Source organism: Citrobacter sp. MGH 55, from assembly GCF_016906145.1.
Classification (GTDB): Bacteria; Pseudomonadota; Gammaproteobacteria; order Enterobacterales; family Enterobacteriaceae; genus Citrobacter_A; species Citrobacter_A amalonaticus.
In genome coordinates this window covers 998,968-1,022,439 of the sequence record NZ_CP070239.1, presented here as the reverse complement: position 1 = coordinate 1,022,439, position 23,472 = coordinate 998,968, and the positions used below count along the sequence as shown (strand labels likewise).

At 54.2% G+C, this 23,472-nt stretch carries 21 protein-coding genes, 1 tRNA gene and 2 other RNA genes; 11 read left to right on the top strand and 13 right to left on the bottom strand.

The window, feature by feature from the left end; translation table 11 throughout:
- Window positions 1–82 precede the first annotated feature (82 nt).
- Complete coding sequence (locus JTI98_RS04115; protein ID WP_216081946.1) at window positions 83–1,078, bottom strand: acyltransferase; 996 nt, start codon at window positions 1,076–1,078, stop codon at window positions 83–85.
- Window positions 1,079–1,255: 177 nt separating this feature from the next.
- On the opposite strand from JTI98_RS04115, the gene JTI98_RS04110 reads away from it, so the two are divergent.
- The 3 genes from JTI98_RS04110 (at window position 1,256) to glyS (ending at window position 4,648) form a co-directional block, all read left to right on the top strand.
- Window positions 1,256–1,561 (top strand): YsaB family lipoprotein, encoded by a 306-nt coding sequence (locus tag JTI98_RS04110; RefSeq protein WP_042998574.1) that lies wholly within the window; start codon window positions 1,256–1,258, stop codon window positions 1,559–1,561.
- 96 nt (window positions 1,562–1,657) lie between these two features.
- On the top strand, window positions 1,658–2,569 hold the full coding sequence (gene glyQ / locus JTI98_RS04105) for a glycine--tRNA ligase subunit alpha (protein ID WP_042323214.1): 912 nt from the start codon (window positions 1,658–1,660) through the stop codon (window positions 2,567–2,569).
- Between the two features lie 9 nt (window positions 2,570–2,578).
- Window positions 2,579–4,648 carry a glycine--tRNA ligase subunit beta gene (gene glyS, locus JTI98_RS04100; RefSeq protein WP_058587417.1) on the top strand — a complete coding sequence of 690 codons (2,070 nt, stop codon included), beginning with the start codon at window positions 2,579–2,581 and terminating at the stop codon, window positions 4,646–4,648.
- Between the two features lie 79 nt (window positions 4,649–4,727).
- Here glyS and cueP read toward each other — a convergent pair whose 3' ends face one another.
- The 4 genes from cueP to JTI98_RS04080 form a co-directional block, all read right to left on the bottom strand.
- Window positions 4,728–5,267 (bottom strand): copper-binding periplasmic metallochaperone CueP, encoded by a 540-nt coding sequence (gene cueP, locus JTI98_RS04095; RefSeq protein WP_216081945.1) that lies wholly within the window; start codon window positions 5,265–5,267, stop codon window positions 4,728–4,730.
- Between the two features lie 179 nt (window positions 5,268–5,446).
- Window positions 5,447–5,659 (bottom strand): RNA chaperone/antiterminator CspA, encoded by a 213-nt coding sequence (gene cspA / locus JTI98_RS04090; protein ID WP_000014594.1) that lies wholly within the window; start codon window positions 5,657–5,659, stop codon window positions 5,447–5,449.
- A 272-nt stretch (window positions 5,660–5,931) separates the two neighbouring features.
- Window positions 5,932–6,222, bottom strand: a complete 291-nt coding sequence (locus JTI98_RS04085; protein ID WP_216081944.1) for an HTH-type transcriptional regulator — start codon at window positions 6,220–6,222, stop codon at window positions 5,932–5,934.
- A 256-nt stretch (window positions 6,223–6,478) separates the two neighbouring features.
- Complete coding sequence (locus JTI98_RS04080; protein ID WP_058587419.1) at window positions 6,479–7,849, bottom strand: MFS transporter; 1,371 nt, start codon at window positions 7,847–7,849, stop codon at window positions 6,479–6,481.
- Window positions 7,850–8,292: 443 nt separating this feature from the next.
- Between JTI98_RS04080 and JTI98_RS04075 the strand changes: the two genes are divergently transcribed.
- Window positions 8,293–9,003 (top strand): DUF3053 domain-containing protein, encoded by a 711-nt coding sequence (locus JTI98_RS04075; RefSeq protein WP_042998569.1) that lies wholly within the window; start codon window positions 8,293–8,295, stop codon window positions 9,001–9,003.
- 42 nt (window positions 9,004–9,045) lie between these two features.
- Here the strand turns inward: JTI98_RS04075 and ghrB are convergent, their stop codons facing one another.
- The 6 genes from ghrB to JTI98_RS04045 all read right to left on the bottom strand — a co-directional run bounded on the left by ghrB (window position 9,046) and on the right by JTI98_RS04045 (window position 14,984).
- The gene (gene ghrB / locus JTI98_RS04070) at window positions 9,046–10,020 is read right to left on the bottom strand and encodes a glyoxylate/hydroxypyruvate reductase GhrB (protein ID WP_044253762.1); all 975 of its coding nucleotides are present in this window, start codon (window positions 10,018–10,020) and stop codon (window positions 9,046–9,048) included.
- 22 nt (window positions 10,021–10,042) lie between these two features.
- Entirely contained in the window at window positions 10,043–11,323 is a 1,281-nt protein-coding gene (locus JTI98_RS04065; protein WP_044253759.1) for an MFS transporter, read from the bottom strand.
- 67 nt (window positions 11,324–11,390) lie between these two features.
- Window positions 11,391–12,329, bottom strand: coding sequence for a sugar kinase (locus JTI98_RS04060; RefSeq protein ID WP_042998566.1), 939 nt, complete (start codon window positions 12,327–12,329; stop codon window positions 11,391–11,393).
- A 3-nt stretch (window positions 12,330–12,332) separates the two neighbouring features.
- The gene (locus JTI98_RS04055; protein ID WP_044253756.1) at window positions 12,333–13,082 is read right to left on the bottom strand and encodes a sugar phosphate isomerase/epimerase; all 750 of its coding nucleotides are present in this window, start codon (window positions 13,080–13,082) and stop codon (window positions 12,333–12,335) included.
- 100 nt (window positions 13,083–13,182) lie between these two features.
- The gene (locus JTI98_RS04050) at window positions 13,183–14,199 is read right to left on the bottom strand and encodes a LacI family DNA-binding transcriptional regulator (protein ID WP_042998564.1); all 1,017 of its coding nucleotides are present in this window, start codon (window positions 14,197–14,199) and stop codon (window positions 13,183–13,185) included.
- Window positions 14,200–14,321: 122 nt separating this feature from the next.
- Window positions 14,322–14,984, bottom strand: a complete 663-nt coding sequence (locus JTI98_RS04045) for an OmpA family lipoprotein (protein ID WP_042998563.1) — start codon at window positions 14,982–14,984, stop codon at window positions 14,322–14,324.
- A 154-nt stretch (window positions 14,985–15,138) separates the two neighbouring features.
- Between JTI98_RS04045 and JTI98_RS04040 the strand changes: the two genes are divergently transcribed.
- Window positions 15,139–17,463 (top strand): molybdopterin guanine dinucleotide-containing S/N-oxide reductase, encoded by a 2,325-nt coding sequence (locus tag JTI98_RS04040; protein WP_371811904.1) that lies wholly within the window; start codon window positions 15,139–15,141, stop codon window positions 17,461–17,463.
- Here JTI98_RS04040 and JTI98_RS04035 read toward each other — a convergent pair.
- The gene (locus tag JTI98_RS04035) at window positions 17,441–17,872 is read right to left on the bottom strand and encodes an N-acetyltransferase (protein WP_044267750.1); all 432 of its coding nucleotides are present in this window, start codon (window positions 17,870–17,872) and stop codon (window positions 17,441–17,443) included. The genes JTI98_RS04040 and JTI98_RS04035 overlap by 23 nt on opposite strands.
- Window positions 17,853–18,431 (bottom strand): DNA-3-methyladenine glycosylase I, encoded by a 579-nt coding sequence (gene tag, locus JTI98_RS04030; protein WP_042998561.1) that lies wholly within the window; start codon window positions 18,429–18,431, stop codon window positions 17,853–17,855. Before tag ends, JTI98_RS04035 begins: the two co-directional genes overlap by 20 nt.
- Before the next feature lie 156 nt (window positions 18,432–18,587).
- Between tag and JTI98_RS04025 the strand changes: the two genes are divergently transcribed.
- The 6 genes from JTI98_RS04025 (at window position 18,588) to JTI98_RS04000 (ending at window position 23,176) form a co-directional block, all read left to right on the top strand.
- Window positions 18,588–19,289, top strand: coding sequence for an autotransporter domain-containing protein (locus JTI98_RS04025; RefSeq protein ID WP_216081942.1), 702 nt, complete (start codon window positions 18,588–18,590; stop codon window positions 19,287–19,289).
- A 231-nt stretch (window positions 19,290–19,520) separates the two neighbouring features.
- Window positions 19,521–20,723 (top strand): MFS transporter, encoded by a 1,203-nt coding sequence (locus JTI98_RS04020; RefSeq protein ID WP_044253750.1) that lies wholly within the window; start codon window positions 19,521–19,523, stop codon window positions 20,721–20,723.
- Window positions 20,724–20,985: 262 nt separating this feature from the next.
- Window positions 20,986–22,677 carry a kdo(2)-lipid A phosphoethanolamine 7''-transferase gene (gene eptB, locus JTI98_RS04015; RefSeq protein ID WP_058587423.1) on the top strand — a complete coding sequence of 564 codons (1,692 nt, stop codon included), beginning with the start codon at window positions 20,986–20,988 and terminating at the stop codon, window positions 22,675–22,677.
- Between the two features lie 91 nt (window positions 22,678–22,768).
- A tRNA-Pro gene (locus tag JTI98_RS04010) sits at window positions 22,769–22,845 on the top strand.
- A 32-nt stretch (window positions 22,846–22,877) separates the two neighbouring features.
- Window positions 22,878–23,011: non-coding RNA, RtT sRNA (locus JTI98_RS04005), on the top strand.
- Window positions 23,012–23,043: 32 nt separating this feature from the next.
- A non-coding RNA gene (locus JTI98_RS04000) (RtT sRNA) lies at window positions 23,044–23,176 on the top strand.
- Window positions 23,177–23,472: the final 296 nt, after the last annotated feature.

The following is a 23,472-nucleotide window of genomic DNA, read 5'->3' as shown; positions in this document are numbered from 1 at the left end:
TTACGGCGTCTGAGACGGCGTTCTCCCTGATAACGGTTTTAGTCTCTCTGAAATGCCCGGCGCCACGACCGGGCATTTCACATCAACTGACCAGCCTGCGCGTATCGATGCGTTGTAACAGCATTGAAAGTAGTAAACTGCCCACGAGAGTCGCGCTGAAAATCCACAACATATCCAGCGGCGGCCAGCGTTTGATTTCCAGACCGCTGGTGCGCAAGGCATGAATAATGAGCGCATGAAAGCCATAAATGCCGAGTGAATGGCGTGAAATCAGCCCCAGCCCAGGGACCGTTTGCGTATTCAGCGTGTTTTTCACCAGCGTCAGTAGCGCGACAGCACAGATAAAGACCATGGGGCCGCAATAGAGATACCAGGTATCGGCAAAATTGCCGCGCCACTGTAGTTCATGCAACGTCCCACGAGAGATGACCCACACCGCCAGCACGAAAAGCCCCGCGCTTAACCAGGAAAGCGCGCGTTTTTGTGTTTCCATCATGCCGATAGCGCGTCCTAGCATCCCGTACAAAATGTAGTAAAAGGTATCGCCGTTGATATACAAATTAATGGGGAGCCACTCGAATCCGCCCACTTTTTGCGACACGGTATTCGGATTGGCGAGAATGCCAGTGACCACCATCAGCACCAGCAGCATTTTGCCACTCACGTTTTTCACCTGAATCAGCGGCGAGACCAGATAGATCACGGCGATCGCGAAGAAAAACCACAGATGATAGAACACCGGTTTTTGCAGCAGATTTTTTAAGGAGAGTTCGGCGTTAATCGAAGTAAACAATGTGATGTAGAGCAGGGCAACGGCGCTGTAAAACAGCAGGCACAGCGCGATGCGTAAAAAATGGCGTGGTTGTGCGCTGCGCTCGCCAAAAAAGAGGTAGCCCGAAATCATAAAAAATAGCGGCACGCTGACGCGTGAAGCCGAATTTAGTACGTTGGCAAGATCCCAGTTAACGGGACTGACACTTTGTGCATTGGTGATGTACCAGGTTGTGGTGTGAATCATGACCACCATCAGACAGGCGATCCCTCGCAGGTTATCAATCCAGAAAATTTTGGGCTGCATCAGTTCCTCTGTTTTCGTTTCAAAAATGGTCTGACTCACATTTTGTCAGCCTGTCCCGCTGGATTAATCTGAGTTTTTACACTAAAGGTTGTGATGGTCCGATGAGATTCGCAAAATGCGTCTGCCACACCGAACGTAATAATAATAAGACTGATCAGTAAATTAGGCGGTAATAAAATGATGATGAAATCTTTTTTTCCAGCAATGGTGATTCTGTTGCTGGCAGGATGTACACCCTCCCAGCCATCGCCGACACAAAAGGCGCAGAAAGTGAAAGTCAGCCCCACGCGCACGCTGGATATGGAAGCGCTGTGCAAAGATCAGGCTGCGCGACGCTATAATACCGGTACGCAGAAAATTGATGTTACGGGCTTTGAACAATTTCAGGGAAGTTATGAGATGCGCGGCGCTACCTTCCGTAAAGAGAGTTTTGTCTGCTCTTTTGATGCGGATGGGCAGTTTTTACATCTTTCCATGCGTTAAGCCCTGCCTTTTTCCCGTTTCGTACTGTATATCTTGCAGTCAGCGGGTATACTGATCCCTTCCTTTTAAAACCACACGTATCCAGCACGAAATACTATGCAAAAGTTTGATACCAAGACCTTCCAGGGCCTGATCCTGACATTACAGGATTACTGGGCTCGTCAGGGCTGTACCATTGTTCAACCTTTGGACATGGAAGTGGGTGCAGGTACCTCGCACCCGATGACCAGCCTGCGTGCGTTGGGGCCAGAACCGATGGCAACCGCGTATGTGCAACCTTCTCGTCGTCCAACTGATGGACGCTATGGCGAAAACCCGAACCGTTTACAGCACTACTATCAGTTTCAGGTGGTGATTAAGCCCTCTCCGGACAACATCCAGGAGCTGTATCTCGGGTCGCTGAAAGAGCTGGGTATGGATCCAACCATCCACGACATTCGCTTTGTGGAAGATAACTGGGAAAACCCGACGCTGGGTGCCTGGGGTCTGGGCTGGGAAGTGTGGCTGAACGGGATGGAAGTGACGCAGTTCACTTACTTCCAGCAGGTCGGCGGACTGGAATGTAAGCCGATCACCGGTGAAATCACCTATGGTCTGGAACGTCTGGCCATGTACATTCAGGGCGTAGACAGCGTTTACGACCTGGTATGGAGCGACGGCCCGCTGGGTAAAACCACGTATGGCGACGTGTTCCATCAGAACGAAGTGGAGCAATCCACCTACAACTTCGAATACGCGGACGTGGACTTCCTGTTCACCTGCTTTGAGCAGTACGAGAAAGAAGCGCAGCAACTGCTGGCGCTGGAAACGCCGCTGCCGCTGCCTGCCTACGAGCGTATTCTGAAGGCCGCCCATAGCTTCAACCTGCTGGATGCGCGCAAAGCCATCTCCGTCACCGAACGCCAGCGCTATATTCTGCGTATTCGTACCCTGACTAAAGCAGTGGCAGAAGCTTACTACGCTTCCCGTGAAGCCCTCGGCTTCCCGATGTGCAATAAAGACAAATAAGAGGCGGCCATGTCTGAGAAAACTTTCCTGGTGGAAATCGGCACTGAAGAGCTGCCACCAAAAGCCCTGCGCAGCCTGGCGGAATCCTTTGCTGCGAACGTGACGGCGGAGCTGGATAATGCTGGCATCGCGCACGGCCATGTTGAATGGTTTGCGGCACCGCGTCGTCTGGCGCTGAAAATCGCTAATCTGGCGGAATCCCAGCCCGATCGAGAAGTTGAAAAACGCGGTCCGGCGATTGCCCAGGCATTTGATGCCGAAGGCAAACCGAGCAAAGCGGCAGAAGGCTGGGCTCGGGGTTGTGGTATTACCGTTGATCAGGCTGAGCGTCTGACCACCGATAAAGGCGAATGGCTGCTGTATCGTGCACACGTGAAAGGCGAAAGTGCCGAAGCGCTGTTGCCGAACATGATCGCTACATCGCTGGCGAAACTGCCGATCCCGAAACTGATGCGCTGGGGAGCAAGCGACGTGCATTTCGTACGTCCGGTTCATACCGTGACTCTGCTGCTGGGCGACAAAGTCATTCCGGCGACCATTCTGGGTATTCAGTCCGATCGCATTATTCGCGGCCATCGCTTTATGGGCGAGCCGGAGTTCACCATTGACAATGCTGACCAGTATCCGCAAATCCTGCTGGAGCGCGGTAAGGTTATTGCCGACTACGAACAGCGTAAAGCCAAAATCAAAGCGGATGCCGAAGACGCGGCGCGCAAGATCGGCGGTAATGCCGATCTGAGCGACAGCCTGCTGGAAGAAGTGACCTCGCTGGTGGAATGGCCGGTGGTACTGACGGCGAAATTCGAAGAGAAATTCCTCGCGGTACCCTCTGAAGCGCTGGTGTACACCATGAAAGGTGACCAGAAGTACTTCCCGGTCTACGCCAACGACGGCAAACTGCTGCCGAACTTCATCTTCGTTGCGAACATCGAATCGAAAGATCCTCAGCAAATCATTTCCGGTAACGAGAAGGTGGTGCGCCCGCGTCTGGCGGATGCCGAGTTCTTCTTCAATACTGACCGTAAAAAACGACTGGAAGATCACCTGCCGCGTCTGCAAACCGTGCTGTTCCAACAGCAGCTGGGTACATTGCGCGACAAGACCGATCGTATTCAGGCGCTGGCGGGCTGGATTGCCGGTCAGATTGGCGCAGACGTTAACCATGCCACCCGTGCGGGCCTGCTGTCGAAATGTGACCTGATGACCAACATGGTCTTCGAATTCACCGATACCCAGGGCGTAATGGGCATGCACTATGCTCGCCACGATGGTGAAGCGGAAGATGTTGCCGTCGCTCTGAACGAACAGTATCAACCGCGCTTTGCCGGTGATGACCTGCCGTCTAACCCGATTGCCTGCGCACTGGCGATTGCGGATAAGATGGACACCCTGGCGGGAATCTTCGGTATCGGTCAGCACCCGAAAGGGGACAAAGACCCGTTTGCGCTGCGTCGTGCTGCGCTGGGCGTGCTGCGCATTATCGTTGAGAAGAACCTGAACCTCGATCTGCAAACGCTGACCGAGGAAGCGGTGCGTCTGTACGGTGATAAGCTGACCAACGCGAACGTGGTGGATGACGTGATCGACTTTATGCTCGGTCGCTTCCGGGCCTGGTATCAGGATGAAGGTTACACCGTGGATACCATCCAGGCGGTGCTGGCACGTCGTCCGACCCGTCCGGCTGATTTCAACGCGCGTATGAAGGCGGTCTCGCACTTCCGTACGCTGGAAGCGGCATCTGCGCTGGCGGCAGCCAACAAGCGTGTCTCTAACATCCTGGCGAAGTCTGATGAGACGCTGAACGAGCGTGTTAATGCCTCAACGTTGAAAGAGCCAGAAGAGATCGCGCTGGCGATGCAGGTTGTGGTACTGCGTGACAAGCTCGAACCGTACTTTGCCGAAGGCCGTTACCAGGACGCGCTGGTGGAACTGGCTGAACTGCGCGAGCCGGTCGATTTATTCTTCGAAAAAGTGATGGTGAACGTCGAGGATAAAGAGTTGCGTATCAACCGCCTCTCGATGCTGGAAAAACTGCGTGAGCTGTTCCTGCGTGTGGCGGATATTTCGCTGCTGCAATAAACATCGCGCAAGTCACCACCGCAGACAAACGCTGAAACCTGCCCTCGGGCAGGTTTTTTTATGGACGGGACAGGAAGAGTTACAGCAACTGCAATTCCGTCAGACAGGTCTGGCTGTCATCCTTCGTGGCAATGGCGTGTGATGCCGTTTTGCCGTTGTAGCTCACTTCTATTGTCCCTTCAATATTGCGCGGCAACCAGACGCCGATAAACCCGTTCTGATAGCTTTTGAGCGGTTTCTGAATCAGCACATTGCCTTTGTTATCCGTCACTTTAACGTTGAACGTCGTGTCCGGCATTTCACCCTGGCAGCCGGACAAACTGTGGTTAAAGCACGGGTGCGTCTGCTGCTGGTAAGGTGCAAATGAGAGATAGAATTTTTCGCCCAACGGCAGGGTATACATCTGCCCATCAGAAGCGAGTTTTAACTCGGTACTGGTGATGGAAGCCGAATACGGCAGCGGACGGGATTGTGGCGTTTGATCGATGGTATCCACGATCTGCTCGACTGACTTACCGGCAAGACCATGTTCGGCAAGGAATGTGGTTTCTGGCGATGCAGCAAACGCGGCGCCGCTGGTGAGTAAACCTAGCGTGAAGAACAACGGGAGTCTGGACATAGCATCAATTCCATGTGAAAAACAGGGTCTTCACTATAAAGCTTACCCTTAGGGAAAGGTCAAAGGCTGGCCAGGTAAAGTAATGCAAAGAAGGGAAACAGGGATATCGAAAGGCGGGTAAGAGATAAAAAAAATCCCCGCCGTCTGGCAGGGATCTCGAATTCTGAGCTTATTTAAGCTTACAGGCTGGTTACGTTGCCAGCTGCCGGGCCTTTAGCGCCGCTTTCGATGGTGAAGGAAACTTTCTGACCTTCGTCCAGAGATTTGTAGCCATCGTTCTGGATAGCAGAGAAGTGTACGAACACGTCTTTAGAGCCATCGTCAGGAGTGATGAAGCCGAAGCCTTTGTCAGCGTTGAACCATTTTACGATACCAGTCATTTTACCGGACATAGTGTATTACCTTTTAAAAAATAAGTGTGCCTTTCGGCGATATGGCGTGCTCTACAGATTTTTTAAGCGTTAAGGAAATGCGCACTACGAGGGGTATCAACGATAACTCTTGAAGGGGACTGCCTTACTAAACTGCTTTAATGGTCTGTACGTCAAACCGTGGAACGCATTAACTCATGTAACGCCTGGTGATGCAACTGTTATTTTTCGCCCGATGGGTTAAGTGGTCAGAAAACGGTCCTGTATCAGGACCGTTCATCAACGATTGTCGATTACTCCATCAACTGCTTACTCAATGCCGGGTTAGCCTGTATCAGGCGCATCAGCTTCAATTCGGTACTGGAGGGTTTAACGCGTTTTGATTCCCACTCCTGTACCAGTGCAACCGTTACGCCTAACGCTCTGGCGAAATCATCCATTTCCAGCCCGCTCCCCCGGCGTAACTGTTCAAATTCGCTAAAGGGGCTTGGCTTATGCGTCAGGGTGATTTTTGATGTTTCTTCTTTAAAAACAATTTGTTCCAGGCTGCTCAGCAGCTCAAACATTGGATCTTTAGATTCCATTGAGAACTCCTTTAAATCACACAGCGAGATCGTGAATTTCATCGAAGCCAGTTAAGAATAGTCGTAAATGAGAAAGCGCGTTGGGCGTCACAGTTTAAGAGGGGGACAAGACTCGTTTCAGCGGCGAGATGGCAGCGGATTTGTAGCTTGCTAACGATTTGATAACGGGCACTATATCCCGCGTGGTAATGGGAATTGTAAAGATTACGAAAATATGACTATTTCCTGGCAGGTGATTACCTGCCAGGAGGAAAAATCAGGCTTTTTGCGCGGCGTGAGTCGGTGATTCTGTCGGCGTTGATGCGCCAGACAGCTGGCGTTTACCTGCCCAGTATTTCACCATCAAGGCAAAGGCAGACACTAGTGCCGGAATGGCCAGGAATGTAAAGATGGTTTCGAACGCGAGTTGCGCCTGCATCAGGAAGGCGCCGCTAAACGCACCGAGGATGCCGCCGAAACGGCCCAGACCTAACATCCATGCCACGCCAGTCGCGCGACCTTGTGTGGGGTAAAAACCCGCCGCCAGCGCGGGCATGGACGATTGCGCGCCGTTCATGATTGTCCCGGCGATAAAAACCATCACCCCCATGAGCACCAGGCTGCTGGTGGAGAACCCAACCAGGCAGACAAACACCCCGGTTAACAACCAGCCGACCGCCACCACTTTGTTCGGGTTGAATTTGTCCATCAGCGCGCCCAGCACCAGGACGCCAATTCCGCCGCCCAACGGGAACAAGGCGGTAATGATGGACGCCTGGCTCAGCGTGGCCCCTGTTTCACGGATCAGCAGCGGCAGCCAACTGGTCAGCAGATAGAAGATCAGCAACCCCATAAAGTAGGTCAGGCACAGCATCACCGTGCCCAGTGCGTAACGCGGCGAGAAGATGACGCCCAGCGCCGATTTCTCTTTAATCTGGCCGGTTTCACGCAGGACAAAGTGCGTCGCTTCCGGTAGCGGGGCGATACGGCGCAGAATGGTGCCAATCTGCTGCTGTGATTTGTTCTTAACCACCAGATAACGGGCAGATTCCGGCAGTAAAACGATCAACACCACTGCCAGCGCCAGCGGCATCACGCCGCCGAGGATCAGTACGCTTTGCCAGCCGTAATGCGGGATCAGCCAGGCGGAGACAAACCCGCCCATCGACGAGCCAATCGGGAATCCGACGAACATCAGATTCACCAGCAGCGCGCGACGGCGTTCTGGCGCGTATTCACTCATCAGGGTCGCGGCATTGGGCATTGCCGCCCCCAGACCCAGACCAGTTAAAAAGCGCAATGCCGTCAGTTGGTTCAGCGTGCTGGCAAAGGCGGTGAGCAGGCTGAAGCCGCCAAACACCAGAATCGACATAATCAGGACTTTTTTGCGACCGATGCGGTCAGCCATTGGACCCGCGGTGAGCGCTCCGACGGCAAGCCCCACCAGCGCGGCGCTCATGACCGGGCCGAGCGCGGATTTTTCAACGCCCCACTCCTGAACGAGATCGGAGGCGATGAAGCCGATAATCGCGGTATCGAATCCGTCCATCGCGACGGTCACAAAACACAGCACGAGAATCATCCACTGGTATTTTGAAAAGGGATGCTCGTTAATAAACGCTTGAATATCAGTCGTTTTGTTTGTCATGCGGTCATTCCTGCGAAAGCAACGCGGGGGACAGAGGGTGTTTTTATTTTCTCCACCGCAAGCGTTAGGATTAATTGTGCGATTATCGAACGTTTATTCGTTAATCGTTCAATTAATCAAAACATTGAAGCCCGTGTTCGGCAATCACCCCACCGAGGTTAACGTGCGATAATCGTACGAATTGCCCCTTCACTGGCCGACTTAATGCTGAAAAGCTATTAAAATCATAGAACTACTTCTTGTTAATGCCCTCAGAACAGAGGTGGTAAATGTGATGTGTTTAACAATAAAATAACAATTTGGTCATCGCTATTTCGCCAGACGAATTTCCGCCACAAGATTACGCGGAAGGGGTATCCTGCGAGCCTGACCTGGACTATCCTTGTAAGCCGTAAGGCACGCGTATTGCGCAGTGCGCATTTTTGGGTGAAAGGAGTATTAAAATGGCGACAGGTAAGTCCTGCTCTCGCTGGTTTGCGCCTCTTGCGGCGTTGTTAATGGTAGTTAGCCTGAGTGGGTGTTTTGATAAAGAAGGCGATCAGCGTAAAGCGTTTGTCGATTTTCTACAGAATACGGTGATGCGTAGCGGCGAGCGTCTACCCACCCTGACCGCCGATCAGAAAAAACAGTTCGGTCCGTTTGTTTCTGATTACGCGATTCTGTATGGCTACTCACAGCAGGTGAACCAGGCGATGGATTCCGCGTTGCGTCCGGTTGTTGATAGCGTTAATGCCATCCGTGTGCCACAGGATTATGTGACGCAACGTGGGCCGCTGCGTGACCTGAACGGTTCTCTCGGCGTATTGGGTCAGCAGTTGCAGAATGCGAAACTGCAGGCCGATGCGGCGCATGGCGCACTGAAACAGGCCGATGACCTGAAGCCGGTGTTTGACCAGGTGTATAAGAAAGTGGTGACGACGCCCGCAGACGCGTTGCAGCCGCTGATCCCGGCCGCGCAGATCTTCACTCAGCAACTGGTCCAGGTGGGTGATTTTGTCGCGCAGCAGGATACGCAGGTGAGTTTTGTGGCGAATGGTATTCAGTTCCCGACTTCGCAGCAGGCAAGTCAGTACAACGCATTGATTGGGCCGCTGGCCTCGCAGCATCAGGCATTTAACCAGGCCTGGACTGCGGCGGTTAACGCTATTCAGTGATGAAGCTGCCGGGCAGGCGATAGCGCCTCCCGGCTGTTTTTGTTACCCCGCAACCTGCGGGTTCACGCAGTTCTTCTCGACCTTTCCTTGCAGCGCATCAATCAGATTATCTACCGCGCAGGCCGCCATGTTATAGCGCGTTTCGTGGGTGGCTGAACCAATGTGTGGTACCGCCACAACGTTACTCAGCGACAACAACGGTGAATCAACTGGTAGTGGCTCTTGCTCAAACACATCCAGACCGGCAGCGTGTATTTCGCCCTGTTGCAGTGCGGCAATCAGCGCGTTTTCATCGACCACCGGACCACGTCCGGCATTAATGAAGATGGCAGAGGATTTCATTTTAGCGAACTGCTCTGCGCCAAACAGATGATGCGTCTCGTCGGTCAGCGGCAGGATCAGGCAGACAAAGTCTGATTCCTGCAACAGCGTATCGAGGTCACAGTAGCGGGCGTTGAAGCGCTCTTCCGCTTCCTGATGGTGGCGGCGGGCGTTGTAGAGAATCGGCATGTTGAAGCCGAAGTGGGCGCGCTGTGCCAGCGCAAGACCAATGCGTCCCATCCCGACAATCCCCAGCGTTTTGTGGTGCACATCAATACCAAACCAGTCAGGACCAATGCTGGAGGTCCATTCGCCGACCTTCACGCGCTCGGCCACTTCCACAACGCGGCGAGCGGTCGATAGCACCAGTGCCATGATCGTATCGGCAACGGTTTCCGTCAGCACGGTGGGCGTATGCATCAGCAGTACCTTACGTGCGTTCAGCGCATCCACATCGAAATTGTCATACCCCACGGAGATCGTTGAGGTTGCGCGGAGCGTCGGCATTTTCTCCAGCAGCGCGGTATCGACGGTTTGGCTGGAGCCCAGCAGACCTTCAGCACTGGCAAAGGCTTGCGCGTGTTGTTCAACCGTCTGCGGGCTCAGGTCCGGCACCTGGGTGACGGTGAAATGTTCTTCCAGGCGATGCAGTAAATCGTCAGGTAACGCTTTGTAGAGAATAATGGACGGCTTCATATGACTCTCCATGAGTGAAAGTTTACGCGTGGCGTGCGCCAACCGGGACGTGCTGATTATTAGCAGGCTTAACAATTAAAGTTAGCCATACTGAGGCGAAAAGCGCCACCCCCATAAAAATGTACGAGGCGGACGGGCTGCCGGTGGCGCCGTTGAGGTAACCGACAAACCACGAGCCGAGGAACGAGCCCAGCGCGCCCATACTGTTGATTAGCGCCATTGCGCCACCGGCAACGTTGCGCGGCAACATCTCCGGAATGATGGCGAAAAACGGGCCATACGGGGCGTACATCGCCGCACCGGCAATCACCAGCAGGGTATAAGAGGCCCAGAAGTTATTCGCGCCGACGGCCCAGGAACCGATAAAAGCACACGCGGCAATCAGCAGCAGAGGCCAGACGAACAGTTTACGGTTCTGTAATTTATCCGAGGCCCAGGAGGCGATAATCATCGCCACGGTGGCTGCCAGATACGGGACAGAAGAGAGCCAGCCCACTTCGACCATTCCCAGATTCGCGCCGCCTTCGCGGATGATTGATGGCAGCCACAGCACGAAGCCGTAGACGCCAATACTCCAGGTGAAATATTGCATGCATAACAGGATCACATTACGGGAGCGGAACGCTTCGCCGTAGTTGCGTACAGCCTTAATCCCCTGCTGCTCTTGTTCGAGTTGCGTTTGCAACGCCGTTTTTTCTGACTCGGTCAGCCAACCGACCTGCGCCGGTTTGTCTTTCACCAGCACCCACCAGCAGAAGGCCCACAGAATGGCGGGAACCCCTTCGATGATGAACATCTCACGCCAGCCGAGCGCCTGGATCAGGTAACCAGACACCACTGACATCCACAGGACCGTCACCGGGTTACCGAGGATCAGGAAGGTATTTGCTCGCGAACGCTCCGACTTCGTAAACCAGTTACTGATGTAAATCAGCATCGCTGGCATAACAGCGGCTTCCACTACCCCGAGAATAAAGCGAATAGCGGCCAGCGCCGGGATATTGCTGACCATCCCGGTCAGCGACGCGCAACCGCCCCATAAAATCAGGCAGACAAAAATCAGTTTGCGCACGCTCCGGCGTTCGGCATACACCGCGCCGGGGATCTGAAAGAAGAAATAGCCGAGGAAGAACAGGGCGCCGAGCAGGGATGAGATCCCTTTGGTGATGCCAAGGTCTTCGTTAATGCCTGCGGCGGACGCGAAGCTGAAGTTTGCACGGTCAAGATACGCCAGACTATACGTGATGAACACGATAGGCATGATGTACAACCAGCGTTTTGCTGCATTTGTTGAGTTTGCCATAATCAACCTCTGTTGTTTCTGCCGCCGCTGTCTGTAGGGTACAGGGGGCTGTTATCATTACGTAAGGTTATTCGCCTAACGTTTCACGTGTGGGTAAGCCTTCGCTGTCGCCCTGTACCTGAATGGCCAGTGCGCCAATTTTGTTGCCGCGTGTGACGGCCTGTGACAGCGTACGACCTTCCAGTAAGGCGCTGATGACGCCGACGGCAAAGCCATCGCCGGCACCGACCGTATCGACTACGTTGTCCACTTTGACCGGGGCAACGCTGCCTTTTTCGCCGTCGGCGGTTTTATACCAGGCGCCGTCTGCGCCTGTTTTCAGCACCACGGCTTTCACGCCGTGACGGAGATAGAAATCCGCAATCCCTTCTGGCGTCTGTTGTCCGGTTAAAATCATCCCTTCCTTCAGGCCCGGTAATACCCAGTCGGCCTGGAATGCGAGACGATTCAGTTTCTCAACCATCTCGGCTTCACTTTTCCACAGCACCGGACGCAGGTTGGGGTCAAATGAGAGTGTCTTGCCCTGGGCTTTCATCGTGCGCGCCGTGTGCGCCAGCAGTTCATAGGAACTGGGGGAAAGCGCCGCAGCGACGCCGCTCAGATGCAGATGACGGGCACTGGAGAAATACGCGTCGTGGTAGTCCGCAACGGACAGATGGCTGGCGGCGGACCCTTTACGGAAATACTCCACAATGGGATCGGTTCCATTTTCAACTTTAGATTTTAACTGAAAGCCGGTTGCGTAGCGCTCATCCAGGGTGACTCCCTGCGCATCAATCCCCTCTTTTTTCAGTGAGTTGAGAACAAAGCGACCAAAGCTGTCGTTACCTACGCGGCTCACCCAGCCGACTTTCAGTCCCAGTCGTGCCAGGCCGGTGGCAACGTTCAGTTCGGCACCGGCAACACGCTTGATAAATTGCTCAACCTCGGCCAGATCGCCGGTCTGCGTTGCTACAAACATCGCCATCGCTTCGCCGATTGTGATGACATCCAGTGAATGCTTCATGCCTTACTCCTTACGTAACAAATCGACGTAGTGGCGGGTAACCGCAGTCAGATCGGCCCCTTCCAGCGGGAATTCAATGCCGCGCGGAACGTCGGTGGGCAACAACTTGAGCAGGTCGAGCCAGCGGGGCTCTGCCTGGTCCGGGGGAACGGCGCGATAGCTGTCGTGGTGCGCGGTGGCGGCTTTAACGTGAACATAACCCACTGACTTCGCCAGTTGATGAGCGGCCTCTTCTGGCGAATCGCCTACCCATAGCCAGTTGCCCATATCAAAGGTCAGGTGTACAGGCAGCGCATGTTGCTGACAGGCGGCGTTAAAACGTTGCATGGGGGCCAGTCGTCCGCAGGCGGTCTGGTCGTTCTCGACTACCAGCGCCATACCGCTGCTTTCCAGCCAGTCGCGCAGGGTGTCAAATTGTTCTGCGTGGACAAAATGGCCCAGCGAAACCTTCAGCCATAGCGCGCGCAGCGTTTGCGCTTCCTGAAGCAGTGACGGCAGTTGTAGATTGAGGCGGCCATCGTCCATGAACAGCGGTTGTGGCGCGGAATAGCAGGCCAGCAGATCGAAGCATTCGATGGCTGACGCCAGTGTGGTCAGGGCGCTGAGCTCAGCGTCAGTAAACAGTTCGCGGCGAATTTCGACGCCGTCTGCACCTGCACCGGCAATGATAGGCAGCATCGCGGTTTGTCCGCCGGCAGCGCGGACAGTGTCGTGGCCATAGGCAGCGGTGACCACTATCAGTTTTCTTTGCATAGGAACTCCAGAACTAACGCTAATGTGATTACGCTAGATGGAACCGGTTCCAAAGAAAAGCGTGATGTGTCGAAATTATGATCACCATCACGAAGGAAAATTAACGGGCAGTGGAGCCGCGAACGATCAGCTCGCCGGAGAAAACCTGTTCATGAATGGCGTCGCTGCCGCCTTCAATCCTGCGTACCACTTGTTCGACAGCGGCATAACCAATCTGCCACGTGGGTTGTTTCAGAGTCGTGATCCCGACCCCTGCCAGTTCAGCCCATTCCAGCTCATCGAACCCCAACAGACCAATATCGCTGCCCCAGTTGAGGCCAATGCGCTTCAGTGAACGGGCGACCTGAAGGGTGAGCGCACCGTTAGCGGAAATCACTGCCTTGCGCATCCCGCGATGCTGCTGGTGGAACTGCCGTAAGGTGTTATCGAGTTGCGTATTCTCGGAAAGCGGAACTTCGGCGTTTTCGGCGACAACGCCCGGATAACGTGCCAGTGTTGCCCGAAAGGCGCTCAGTCGTTCACGACGGGTATTGACCATCCCCAGCGGTTCGCTGAGAAACAGCAGTGCTTCAAAGCCTTGTTCAATCAGGTGTTCGGTGGCGGTGGTGGCGGCCTGAGTGTTGTCCAGCCCGACGACGTCGCAGGCGAAGTCAGGGATTTTGCGATCGATCAGTACCATCGGCAACGCGGACTGTTGCAGGCGATTCAACCCCTCTTCACGCATCCCCACGGCGTTGACCACAATACCTTCGACCTGATAACTGCGCAGCAGATCGAGATAGTGCAATTCCTGGTTCACCTCGTTATTGGTGTTACAGACTAGCGGCGTAAAGCCTTTCTCGCGACAGGCGGCCTCGATACCGCTTAACACGTGGACGGAATAGGGGTTGGTGATATCGGCAATGATCAGGCCAATCAAACGGGTGCGACCTCGTTTCAGGCCGCGTGCCATCAGGCTGGGGCGATAGTCGAGGTCGGCAATGGCTTTTTCAATACGCGCCAGCAGGGCATCGGAAAGCAGGTGTTTTTCGCCGTTGAGATAACGTGAAATGCTGGTTTTACCGGTTTTTGCCGCTTTCGCGACATCGCTGATGGTGGGGCGTGTTGATTTGCTCATCGCTGATTTCCTTGCCTTTGGTGAGCATACCTTAGCGCGAAAATGCCTGATGACGCTACGCTTACCGGGCCTGTTGGTGGGTTTAAAGCCGGGGAAGGCAATGCCGCCGCCCGGCGCAACCGTTACTGAATCGGGCTTAACGTAATTTCGACACGACGGTTCTGGGCTTTCCCTTCCGCCGTGCTGTTGCTGGCGATCGGATTTGCCGGACCCATGCCGCTGGTGCGGATGCGGTTGGCGGCAACGCCCTGGGTGATCAGTGCGCTGGCCACGCTGTCCGCACGCTGCTGTGACAGACGCATGTTCAGATCCTGGCCGCCGGTGCTGTCGGTATACCCGATGACATTGACGGCGGTTTTTTCGTATTCCTTCAGCACCATCGCTACGCCGGTCAGCGTGTTGGCACCTGCCGGTTTCAGGGTGGCGCTGCTGCTGTCGAAGGTGACGTTATTCGGCATGTTCAAAATGATGTTATCGCCACTTCGCGTCACGCTTACGCCGGTTCCCTGCATTTTGTCGCGCAGTTTTGCTTCCTGCACGTCCATGTAATAACCGACGCCGCCGCCGAGCGCTGCCCCTGCCGCGGCACCAATCAGTGCGCCTTTACCGCGATCCTTCTTCGACGAGGAGAGAGCGCCGATACCCGCGCCCACCAGCGATCCAATGCCCGCGCCAATGCCGGATTTACCCGCTTCGCGTTCGCCGGTGTAAGGGTTGGTTGTGCAGCCAGAAACCGCCAGGGCGCCGCTCACGATAGCGGCAATGACTAAAACACGTTTCTTCATCTTAATTCCTTAATGACATTCTTATTTTTTGCCACAGCGACCGTGGCGGTTGATTATGACGTGTGAAGATGAAGAAAATTCCAGGGATCTCTCTGAAATTTGTAAGTAACATTGAACGCCGTTATACCTCAGCCCATCAGCAGGAGTGCCTGGCTTGACGACGCATCATTCAGTGTTAACCGCCGCCCACTGGGGCCCCATTCTTGTCGAAACGGACGGAGAAAAGGTGCTCTCTTCCCAGGGTGCGCTGCCCACCTCGCATCCCAATTCGCTGCAAAGTGCGGTTCGCGATCAAGTGCACAGTCAAAGCCGGGTACGCTATCCGATGGTACGTAAAGGGTTTCTGGCTTCGCCGGAAAAACCGCAGGGTGTACGCGGACAGGATGAGTTTGTGCGTGTGAGCTGGGACGAGGCGCTGGCGTTGATTCATACGCAGCATAAACGCATTCGCGATACGTATGGCCCCGTCTCCATTTTTGCCGGTTCTTACGGCTGGCGTTCCAACGGTGTTCTGCACAAGTCGGCGACGTTATTACAACGTTATATGGCGCTGGCGGGCGGCTATACCGGACATCTTGGGGATTACTCCACCGGTGCGGCGCAGGCCATCATGCCGTACGTGGTGGGCGGTAGCGAAGTCTATCAACAGCAAACCAGCTGGCCGGTGATTCTGGAACACAGCGAGGTGGTGGTGTTATGGAGCGCCAACCCGCTGAATACCCTGAAAATTGCCTGGAATGCGTCGGATGAACAAGGGATCCCTTACTTTGACGCGTTGCGTAATAGCGGGAAACGGCTGATCTGTATTGATCCGATGCGATCGGAAACCGTTGATTTCTTTGGCGACAAAATGGAATGGATTGCGCCGCACATGGGGACTGACGTGGCGCTGATGCTCGGCATCGCGCATACGCTGGTAGAACATGGCTGGCATGACGAGGCGTTTCTTGCCCGCTGTACCACGGGCTATGAGGTCTTTTCAGACTATCTGTTGGGCGTGAGCGACGGTATTGCCAAAACGGCAGAGTGGGCGGAGCCGATTTGCGGCGTTCCGGCGGCCAAAATCCGTGAACTGGCAGAGTTATTCCATAAAAATACTACGATGTTGATGGCCGGTTGGGGCATGCAACGCCAGCAGTTTGGCGAACAAAAGCACTGGATGATTGTCACCCTGTCCGCCATGCTGGGGCAGCCTGGTATACCTGGCGGTGGTTTTGGCCTTTCGTATCATTTTGCCAATGGCGGAAACCCGACACGCCGTTCTGCGGTGCTGGCGTCAATGCAGGGCAGCCTGCAAGGCGGGACCGACGCGGTGGAGAAAATTCCGGTAGCGCGCATTGTGGAAGCACTGGAAAACCCCGGCGCGCCGTATCAGCATAACGGGATGAACCGTCATTTCCCGGATATCCGCTTTATCTGGTGGGCGGGCGGGGCGAATTTTACCCATCACCAGGACACCAACCGACTGATTCGCGCCTGGCAAAAACCGGAGCTGGTGGTGATTTCCGAATGCTTCTGGACCGCGGCGGCGAAGCATGCCGATATTGTGCTGCCTGCGACGACTTCCTTTGAGCGTAACGATCTCACCATGACCGGGGATTACAGTAACCAGCATCTGGTGCCCATGAAGCAGGTCGTGCCGCCGCAGTACGAAGCGCGCAATGATTTCGATGTTTTTGCCGCGCTGAGCGAACGCTGGGAGCAGGGCGGTTATCAACGCTTTACCGAAGGGAAGAGCGAACTGGAATGGCTGGAGACGTTTTATACGATTGCCGGGCAGCGCGGGGCCAGCCAGCAGGTGACGCTGCCGCCGTTTGCCGAATTCTGGGAAGCGAATCAATTGATTGAAATGCCGGAAAATCCGGCCAATGCGCAGTTTATCCGCTTTGCGGATTTTCGTCGTGACCCGGACGCGCATCCGCTGAAAACCGACAGCGGTAAGATCGAGATTTACTCACAGCGAATTGCCGGTTACGGCTATGCAGATTGCCCCGGACACCCGATGTGGCTGGAACCGGATGAGTGGCACGGCAACGCCGAACCGGAGCAACTACAGATTGTGTCGGCGCACCCGGCGCATCGTTTGCACAGCCAGCTTAACTACAGTCACCTGCGTGAACGGTATGCGGTGGCAGATCGTGAGCCGGTGACGATTCACCCGCAAGATGCTCAGGCGCGCGGCATCCGTGAGGGTGATGTGGTACGCATCTGGAATCACCGTGGTCAGATCCTTGCAGGCGCCGTGGTCACTGACGGTATCAAACCAGGCGTTATCTGCATTCATGAAGGGGCATGGCCGGATCTCGACCTTGCTGCCGGGGGCATCTGTAAAAACGGCGCGGTGAATGTGCTGACCAAAGACCTGCCCAGTTCGCGTCTGGGGAACGGCTGCGCGGGCAATACCGCGCTGGCGTGGCTGGAGAAATACAGCGGGCCAGCACTCACGCTTACGGCGTTTACTCCGCCCGCCAGCCCATAATCCAGGTGGGATGCTGGGTATCTTCCTGCCATGCGCTGTCTTCGATACGAAAGCCCAGCGCGTGGTAGAAATTCACCGCGTTCTGGTTTTTTTGGTATACCTCGAGGCTCAGCACGTCAAAACACTGCTGAACATGCTGTACCAGCGCTTTCCCTATCCCGCTACGTAACGCATTCGGGGCGACAAACAACGCCCCTAAAAAACGCCCGTCCATGACGCTCACAAACCCTTTCAGCGCCTCGTCTTCCTCCCAGACCCAGGTTCTGGCGGCGGGCAGGTAAACATCGCGCACCACTGCCTCGCTCTCATGCCAGTAGCGTTCTGCGATAAAAGGATGCGCATAGATGGTGCTTTCCAACCATAACGCCAGCAATGGCGTCATGTCCGCACTATGAAACTCGCGAATCATGTTTATCTCCTGGATGACAGAAACAGCCGGTGATGTGGTCATTGACCAGTCCGCAGGCCTGCATGAAGGAGTAGCAAATAGTGGTGCCGACGAACTTGAATCCCCGTTTTTTTAACGCTTTCGACAGGGCGTCGGAGGCGGGCGTGGAGGTCGGGATTTCGCCCAACGCGGCGGCGCGGGTGATTTGTGGCTGGTTATCCACGAATGACCAGACGAAGTCGGCAAACGGTTCGCCGTTTTGCTCCATCGCCAGGTATGCCCGGGCATTACCGATGATGGCCTGAATTTTCCCCCGATGGCGGATGATCCCGGCATCAAGCAGTAGTCTTTCCACATCGTCTTCCTGCATGGCTGCCACGCGGATGGGATCGAACTGGTGGAAGTTAGTGCGATAATTCTCGCGTTTCTTGAGGACGGTGATCCACGAAAGGCCGGCCTGCTGACCTTCCAGGCAGATCATTTCGAACAGTTTTTTACCGTCGTGCTCGGGTACGCCCCATTCGTTATCATGATAGGCAATATAAAGGGGGTCCTGACTGACCCAACCGCAACGTTCCATACTTCCCTCGCTCTTTGACTTGCCATAAAAATATCGTTCCGGGTGCCTTGACGCTCCCGCGAAAAAGACAATATTTAATACAGGGCTTTCGCCTGTCATCCTTAATTACAATGACAATAATATCGCCGATTTCGGCTCTCTTCTGGAGTCGCATTGATGATGATAAAAAAATGCAGTGGTCGCCGGGAAATTATTCTCCTGGCGAGCGTCGTAGTTTGTTCGCTTTACATCAACACAGCCCGTGCCTGGCAGCAAGAATATATCGTTGATAATACGCCTGGATATACGACTGAACGCTATACATGGGACAGCGATCACCAACCGCGCTATGACGACATTCTGGCGGAACGTATCCGGACGACACAAACTGTGCCGGGTCTGGCGGTGAACCTTGAGCAAGCTTCGCCGACGGAGGCCACCAGCGGCATGAGTATGGGCTGGAATTTTCCCGTCTCTGGCGACGTCACGACCGGACCGGTGGCGGCATTACATTACGATGGCACCACGCCCGCTATTTATAACGAATTTGGCGATAGCGTGGTCAGCCAGTCGCCCGACCCGTTATGGCATGCCAGCGTCAGTACGCTGGGCTGGCGGGTGAATTCGCAGTTTGGCGAGCTGCGACCGTGGGCGCAAATCAGCTATAACCAGCAGTTTGGCGAAAATATCTGGAAGGCGCAGTCGGGGCTCAGTCGAATGACGGCGACCACTCAGGACAATAACTGGCTGGACGTGACGGTAGGCGCAGATATGCTGCTCAATCAGCACATGGCGGCTTATGCTGCGCTCTCGCAGGCGGAAAATACCACCAACAGTACCAACTACCTCTACACAATGGGAGTAAGTGCCAGGTTTTAACCTGCAATTTACAATTTAAACGCAGTGATAACAGTGTTTGTGGCGATAGTAGGCACTAACTGACCGGGAAAAAATTCATTCAATGGATTTTTGTCTCGTCATTCATTCCGCATTCCAGGCATTTCATTCCGTTCTGATGGCACTTCATGCCGTTTTTTCCCTGCATAAAATGCATTTCGTTATGGTTGTTGGCAGAGAATTTATCCCTTTTGCTTATGCAGGAAGACTGCCATGAAAACCGCATCGTATCAGCGCACCCGTTGGTTGACCCTTATCGGTACCATCATTACGCAATTCGCCTTAGGTTCTGTGTATACCTGGAGCCTGTTTAATGGCGTGCTTTCAGAAAAACTGGGTGAACCCGTCAGCCAGGTAGCTTTTTCCTTTGGTCTGTTGAGCTTAGGTCTGGCGATCTCCTCTTCTGTCGCCGGGAAGTTGCAGGAACGTTTTGGCGTGAAGCGCGTCACCATGGCGTCCGGTATACTGCTAGGGCTGGGTTTCTTCCTGACTGCGCACTCCAGTAACCTGATGATGCTGTGGCTGAGCGCAGGCGTGCTGGTAGGCCTGGCCGATGGCGCGGGCTATCTGTTAACACTGTCCAACTGCGTGAAGTGGTTCCCGGAGCGTAAAGGGCTAATTTCTGCCTTTGCCATTGGTTCTTATGGTCTGGGAAGCCTGGGTTTCAAATTTATCGACAGCCAACTTCTGGCAACCGTCGGTCTGGAAAACACCTTTGTGATTTGGGGCGCGATTGTGCTGGTGATGATTGTCTTCGGCTCTACGCTAATGAAAGATGCGCCGAATCAGGAGGTCAAAACGCAAAATGGTGTTGTAGAAAACGACTACACCCTGGCGCAATCCATGCGTAAACCGCAGTACTGGATGCTGGCGGTGATGTTCCTGACGGCGTGTATGAGCGGACTGTATGTGATTGGCGTGGCGAAAGATATCGCTCAGGGACTGGCGCATATGGACGTGGCGTCGGCGGCCAATGCGGTGACGGTGATTTCTATTGCTAACCTCTCCGGCCGTCTGGTGCTGGGGATCCTGTCCGATAAAATTGCCCGTATCCGTGTGATCACCATTGGTCAGGTGGTGTCGCTGGTGGGGATGGCCGCTCTGCTGTTTGCGCCGCTGAATGCGCTGACTTTCTTTGCTGCCATTGCCTGCATCGCCTTTAACTTTGGCGGGACGATCACCGTCTTCCCGTCACTGGTCAGCGAGTTCTTCGGTCTGAACAATCTGGCGAAAAATTATGGTGTGATTTATCTCGGCTTTGGGATTGGCAGCATCTGCGGTTCGATTATCGCGTCGCTGTTCGGTGGGTTCTACGTGACTTTCTGTGTCATCTTTGCATTGTTGATTCTCTCGCTGGCGCTCTCCACCACCATTCGTCAGCCAAAACGCGAGGTGCTGGAAATGGCACACGCCTGATATCCCGTAAGATTTTCTACAGGCCAGCCGATGAGCTGGCCTTTTTTTGTTATATCTGCTGTGAATAGTCTGCTTTCAAACTTGATTTTTTGTAAATATCTCTTTCGATCACATTCTCTGTTGCCACTTTCTTTGCTGCTTGTGGTCTACTTAGCCGCGCGTGTCGATTTTACTATTTGACTACCTTCGCAATTTCACCTGCCCGGCGGATGTCGCCGTTGCGCAGGCTGTGTTAACCCCTCGATTTCCAGGGCTTGCTTGCATGAGATACATTACGTCGATGTCGCAGCAAAAGCTGAGTTTTTTGCTCGCGATCTATATCGGTCTGTTTATGAATGGCGCGGTTTACCTCCGTCGGTTTGACGGTTACGCGCAAGATTTTACCCTCTGGAATGGAATCTCCGCGGTGGTTGAACTGGCTGGCACTGTGCTGGCAACGTTCTTCTTTTTACGACTCCTGTCACTGATGGGCAGGACGGTGTGGCGTGTTCTGGCTTCGTTGCTGGTGCTGATTTCAGCGGGCGCAAGTTATTACATGACTTTTATGAACGTGATGATCGGTTACGGCATCGTTGCCTCGGTCATGACCACGGATATCGATCTCTCCAAAGAGGTGGTCGGCTGGACGTTTGTCCTCTGGCTGGTGGCGGTGAGTCTTCTTCCGTTGATCTTCATCTGGTTTAACCGCTCGACGGATACCTTCTGGCGTCAGCTCTGCACGCCAAAAGTGCGCTGGCGCAGCGCGCTGATTGTGCTGATGGCGGGGCTGCTGGTCTGGGTGCCAATTCGTCTTCTGGAGATGCATCAGAAGCGTGCCGATCGTATTGCCGGTGTCGATATGCCGAGTTACGGCGGCGTACTGGCGAACTCTTATCTGCCGTCAAACTGGCTGTCTGCACTGGGCCTGTATGCCTGGGCGCAGGTGGATGAATCATCGGATAACAAATCGCTCATCAACCCGGCGAAGAAATTCACCTATACCCCGACACAGAACCTGGATGACACTTACGTGATTTTCATTATTGGTGAAACCACGCGCTGGGATCATATGGGAATGTTGGGCTATGAACGCGACACCACGCCGAAGCTTGCCAAAGAGAAGAACGTCGTGATGTATCGTGGTTATTCCTGCGATACCGCGACGAAACTGTCGCTGCGCTGTATGTTCGTTCGTCAGGGTGGGGCCGAAGACAACCCACAGCGTACGCTGAAAGAGCAAAACGTCTTTGCGGTGCTCAAGCAGTTAGGCTTTAGTTCCGATCTCTACGCGATGCAGAGTGAGATGTGGTTTTACAGCAACACGATGGCCGACAACATTGCCTATCGCGAACAAATTGCTGCTGAGCCACGTAACCGGGGTAAAGCCGTGGATGACATGCTGCTGGTCAATGAGGTTGATCGTTCGCTGCAGGAAAACCCGCAGGGTAAGCATCTGATTGTGCTGCACACTAAGGGCTCTCACTACAACTACACTCAGCGTTATCCGCGCGAGTTCGCTCAGTGGAAGCCGGAATGTTACGCTATCGATCGTAAGTGCCCAAAAGACCTGATGATTAATTCATACGATAACTCGATTACCTACGTCGATCATTTTATCGACACGGTGATTGATCAGGTACGCGATAAGAAAGCGATTGTGTTCTACGCTGCCGACCACGGTGAGTCAATCAATGAGCGCGAGCACCTGCACGGTACGCCACGTAAGATGGCGCCACCGGAGCAGTTCCGCGTGCCGATGATGGTCTGGATGTCTGATAAATACCTGGAGAACCCGGCCAACGCCCAGGCGTTTGCGCACCTGAAGAAGGAAGCGGAAATGAAGGTGCCGCGCCGTCATGTGGAGCTGTACGACACCATCATGGGTTGTCTCGGTTATACCTCGCCGAATGGCGGAATTAATGAGAACAACAACTGGTGTCATCTCCCTGACGGACAGAAAAACGTCGCGCAGTAAGCGGGCTGACGACTTTCTCGCCGATCAAAGGGCATTTTGATACTAAGGGATTGACGGGGGCGCACCTGCGCAGTAAGATGCGCCCCGCATTCGGTGATTGGCGCAGCCTGGTAGCGCACTTCGTTCGGGACGAAGGGGTCGGAGGTTCGAATCCTCTATCACCGACCAAATTCAAAACCCTGCTCAACGAGCAGGGTTTTTTGCATTCAGCGTCTGAGAGGATGAGAACCTCCGGGGGCAAGAGGTTCGACTCGAGCGGAGCGAGAGAACGTTGCGATAGCAACGGCCCGCAGGGCGAGCCACGATGTGGCGAGTTATCCTCTATCACCGACCAAATTTTAAGCCCTGCTCAACGAGCAGGGCTTTTTGCATTCGAAGCCTGGGAGGATGAGAACCTCCGGGGGAAGAGGTTCGACTCGAGCGGAGCGAGAGAACGTTGCGAYAGCAACGGCCCGCAGGGCGAGCCACGAYGTGGCGAGTTATCCTCTATCACCGACCAAATTTTAAGCCCTGCTCAACGAGCAGGGTTTTTTGCTTTTGTAGGCCTGATAAGCGAAGCGCCATCAGGCATTCGGTGCGCACTGCCGGATGGCGGCATTCGCCTTATCCCGCCTACGAAATCGCTTCATCAGGTAAATATCCATTCCTGCGGAACATCAACAAAAAAGTGCGCATCACTTCTCACTATTTGTTAACGGTTTTGTGACATATTCCATTGTCTTTTTTTATCTATGCATGAATCTTTTTTTGCGTTACTTATGGCTGGCGCTAGCATTTTCCGCTGTGCGTTTTAAC

Excerpts from the sequence above, each read along its gene's own strand:
- JTI98_RS04115 (WP_216081946.1), bottom strand. The coding sequence starts at position 1,078 with ATGCAGCCCAAAATTTTCTGGATTGATAACCTGCGAGGGATCGCCTGT.
- JTI98_RS04110 (WP_042998574.1), top strand. The coding sequence starts at position 1,256 with ATGATGATGAAATCTTTTTTTCCAGCAATGGTGATTCTGTTGCTGGCA.
- glyQ (WP_042323214.1), top strand. The coding sequence starts at position 1,658 with ATGCAAAAGTTTGATACCAAGACCTTCCAGGGCCTGATCCTGACATTA.
- glyS (WP_058587417.1), top strand. The coding sequence starts at position 2,579 with ATGTCTGAGAAAACTTTCCTGGTGGAAATCGGCACTGAAGAGCTGCCA.
- cueP (WP_216081945.1), bottom strand. The coding sequence starts at position 5,267 with ATGTCCAGACTCCCGTTGTTCTTCACGCTAGGTTTACTCACCAGCGGC.
- cspA (WP_000014594.1), bottom strand. The coding sequence starts at position 5,659 with ATGTCCGGTAAAATGACTGGTATCGTAAAATGGTTCAACGCTGACAAA.
- JTI98_RS04085 (WP_216081944.1), bottom strand. The coding sequence starts at position 6,222 with ATGGAATCTAAAGATCCAATGTTTGAGCTGCTGAGCAGCCTGGAACAA.
- JTI98_RS04080 (WP_058587419.1), bottom strand. The coding sequence starts at position 7,849 with ATGACAAACAAAACGACTGATATTCAAGCGTTTATTAACGAGCATCCC.
- JTI98_RS04075 (WP_042998569.1), top strand. The coding sequence starts at position 8,293 with ATGGCGACAGGTAAGTCCTGCTCTCGCTGGTTTGCGCCTCTTGCGGCG.
- ghrB (WP_044253762.1), bottom strand. The coding sequence starts at position 10,020 with ATGAAGCCGTCCATTATTCTCTACAAAGCGTTACCTGACGATTTACTG.
- JTI98_RS04065 (WP_044253759.1), bottom strand. The coding sequence starts at position 11,323 with ATGGCAAACTCAACAAATGCAGCAAAACGCTGGTTGTACATCATGCCT.
- JTI98_RS04060 (WP_042998566.1), bottom strand. The coding sequence starts at position 12,329 with ATGAAGCATTCACTGGATGTCATCACAATCGGCGAAGCGATGGCGATG.
- JTI98_RS04055 (WP_044253756.1), bottom strand. The coding sequence starts at position 13,082 with ATGCAAAGAAAACTGATAGTGGTCACCGCTGCCTATGGCCACGACACT.
- JTI98_RS04050 (WP_042998564.1), bottom strand. The coding sequence starts at position 14,199 with ATGAGCAAATCAACACGCCCCACCATCAGCGATGTCGCGAAAGCGGCA.
- JTI98_RS04045 (WP_042998563.1), bottom strand. The coding sequence starts at position 14,984 with ATGAAGAAACGTGTTTTAGTCATTGCCGCTATCGTGAGCGGCGCCCTG.
- JTI98_RS04035 (WP_044267750.1), bottom strand. The coding sequence starts at position 17,872 with ATGATTCGCGAGTTTCATAGTGCGGACATGACGCCATTGCTGGCGTTA.
- tag (WP_042998561.1), bottom strand. The coding sequence starts at position 18,431 with ATGGAACGTTGCGGTTGGGTCAGTCAGGACCCCCTTTATATTGCCTAT.
- JTI98_RS04025 (WP_216081942.1), top strand. The coding sequence starts at position 18,588 with ATGATGATAAAAAAATGCAGTGGTCGCCGGGAAATTATTCTCCTGGCG.
- JTI98_RS04020 (WP_044253750.1), top strand. The coding sequence starts at position 19,521 with ATGAAAACCGCATCGTATCAGCGCACCCGTTGGTTGACCCTTATCGGT.
- eptB (WP_058587423.1), top strand. The coding sequence starts at position 20,986 with ATGAGATACATTACGTCGATGTCGCAGCAAAAGCTGAGTTTTTTGCTC.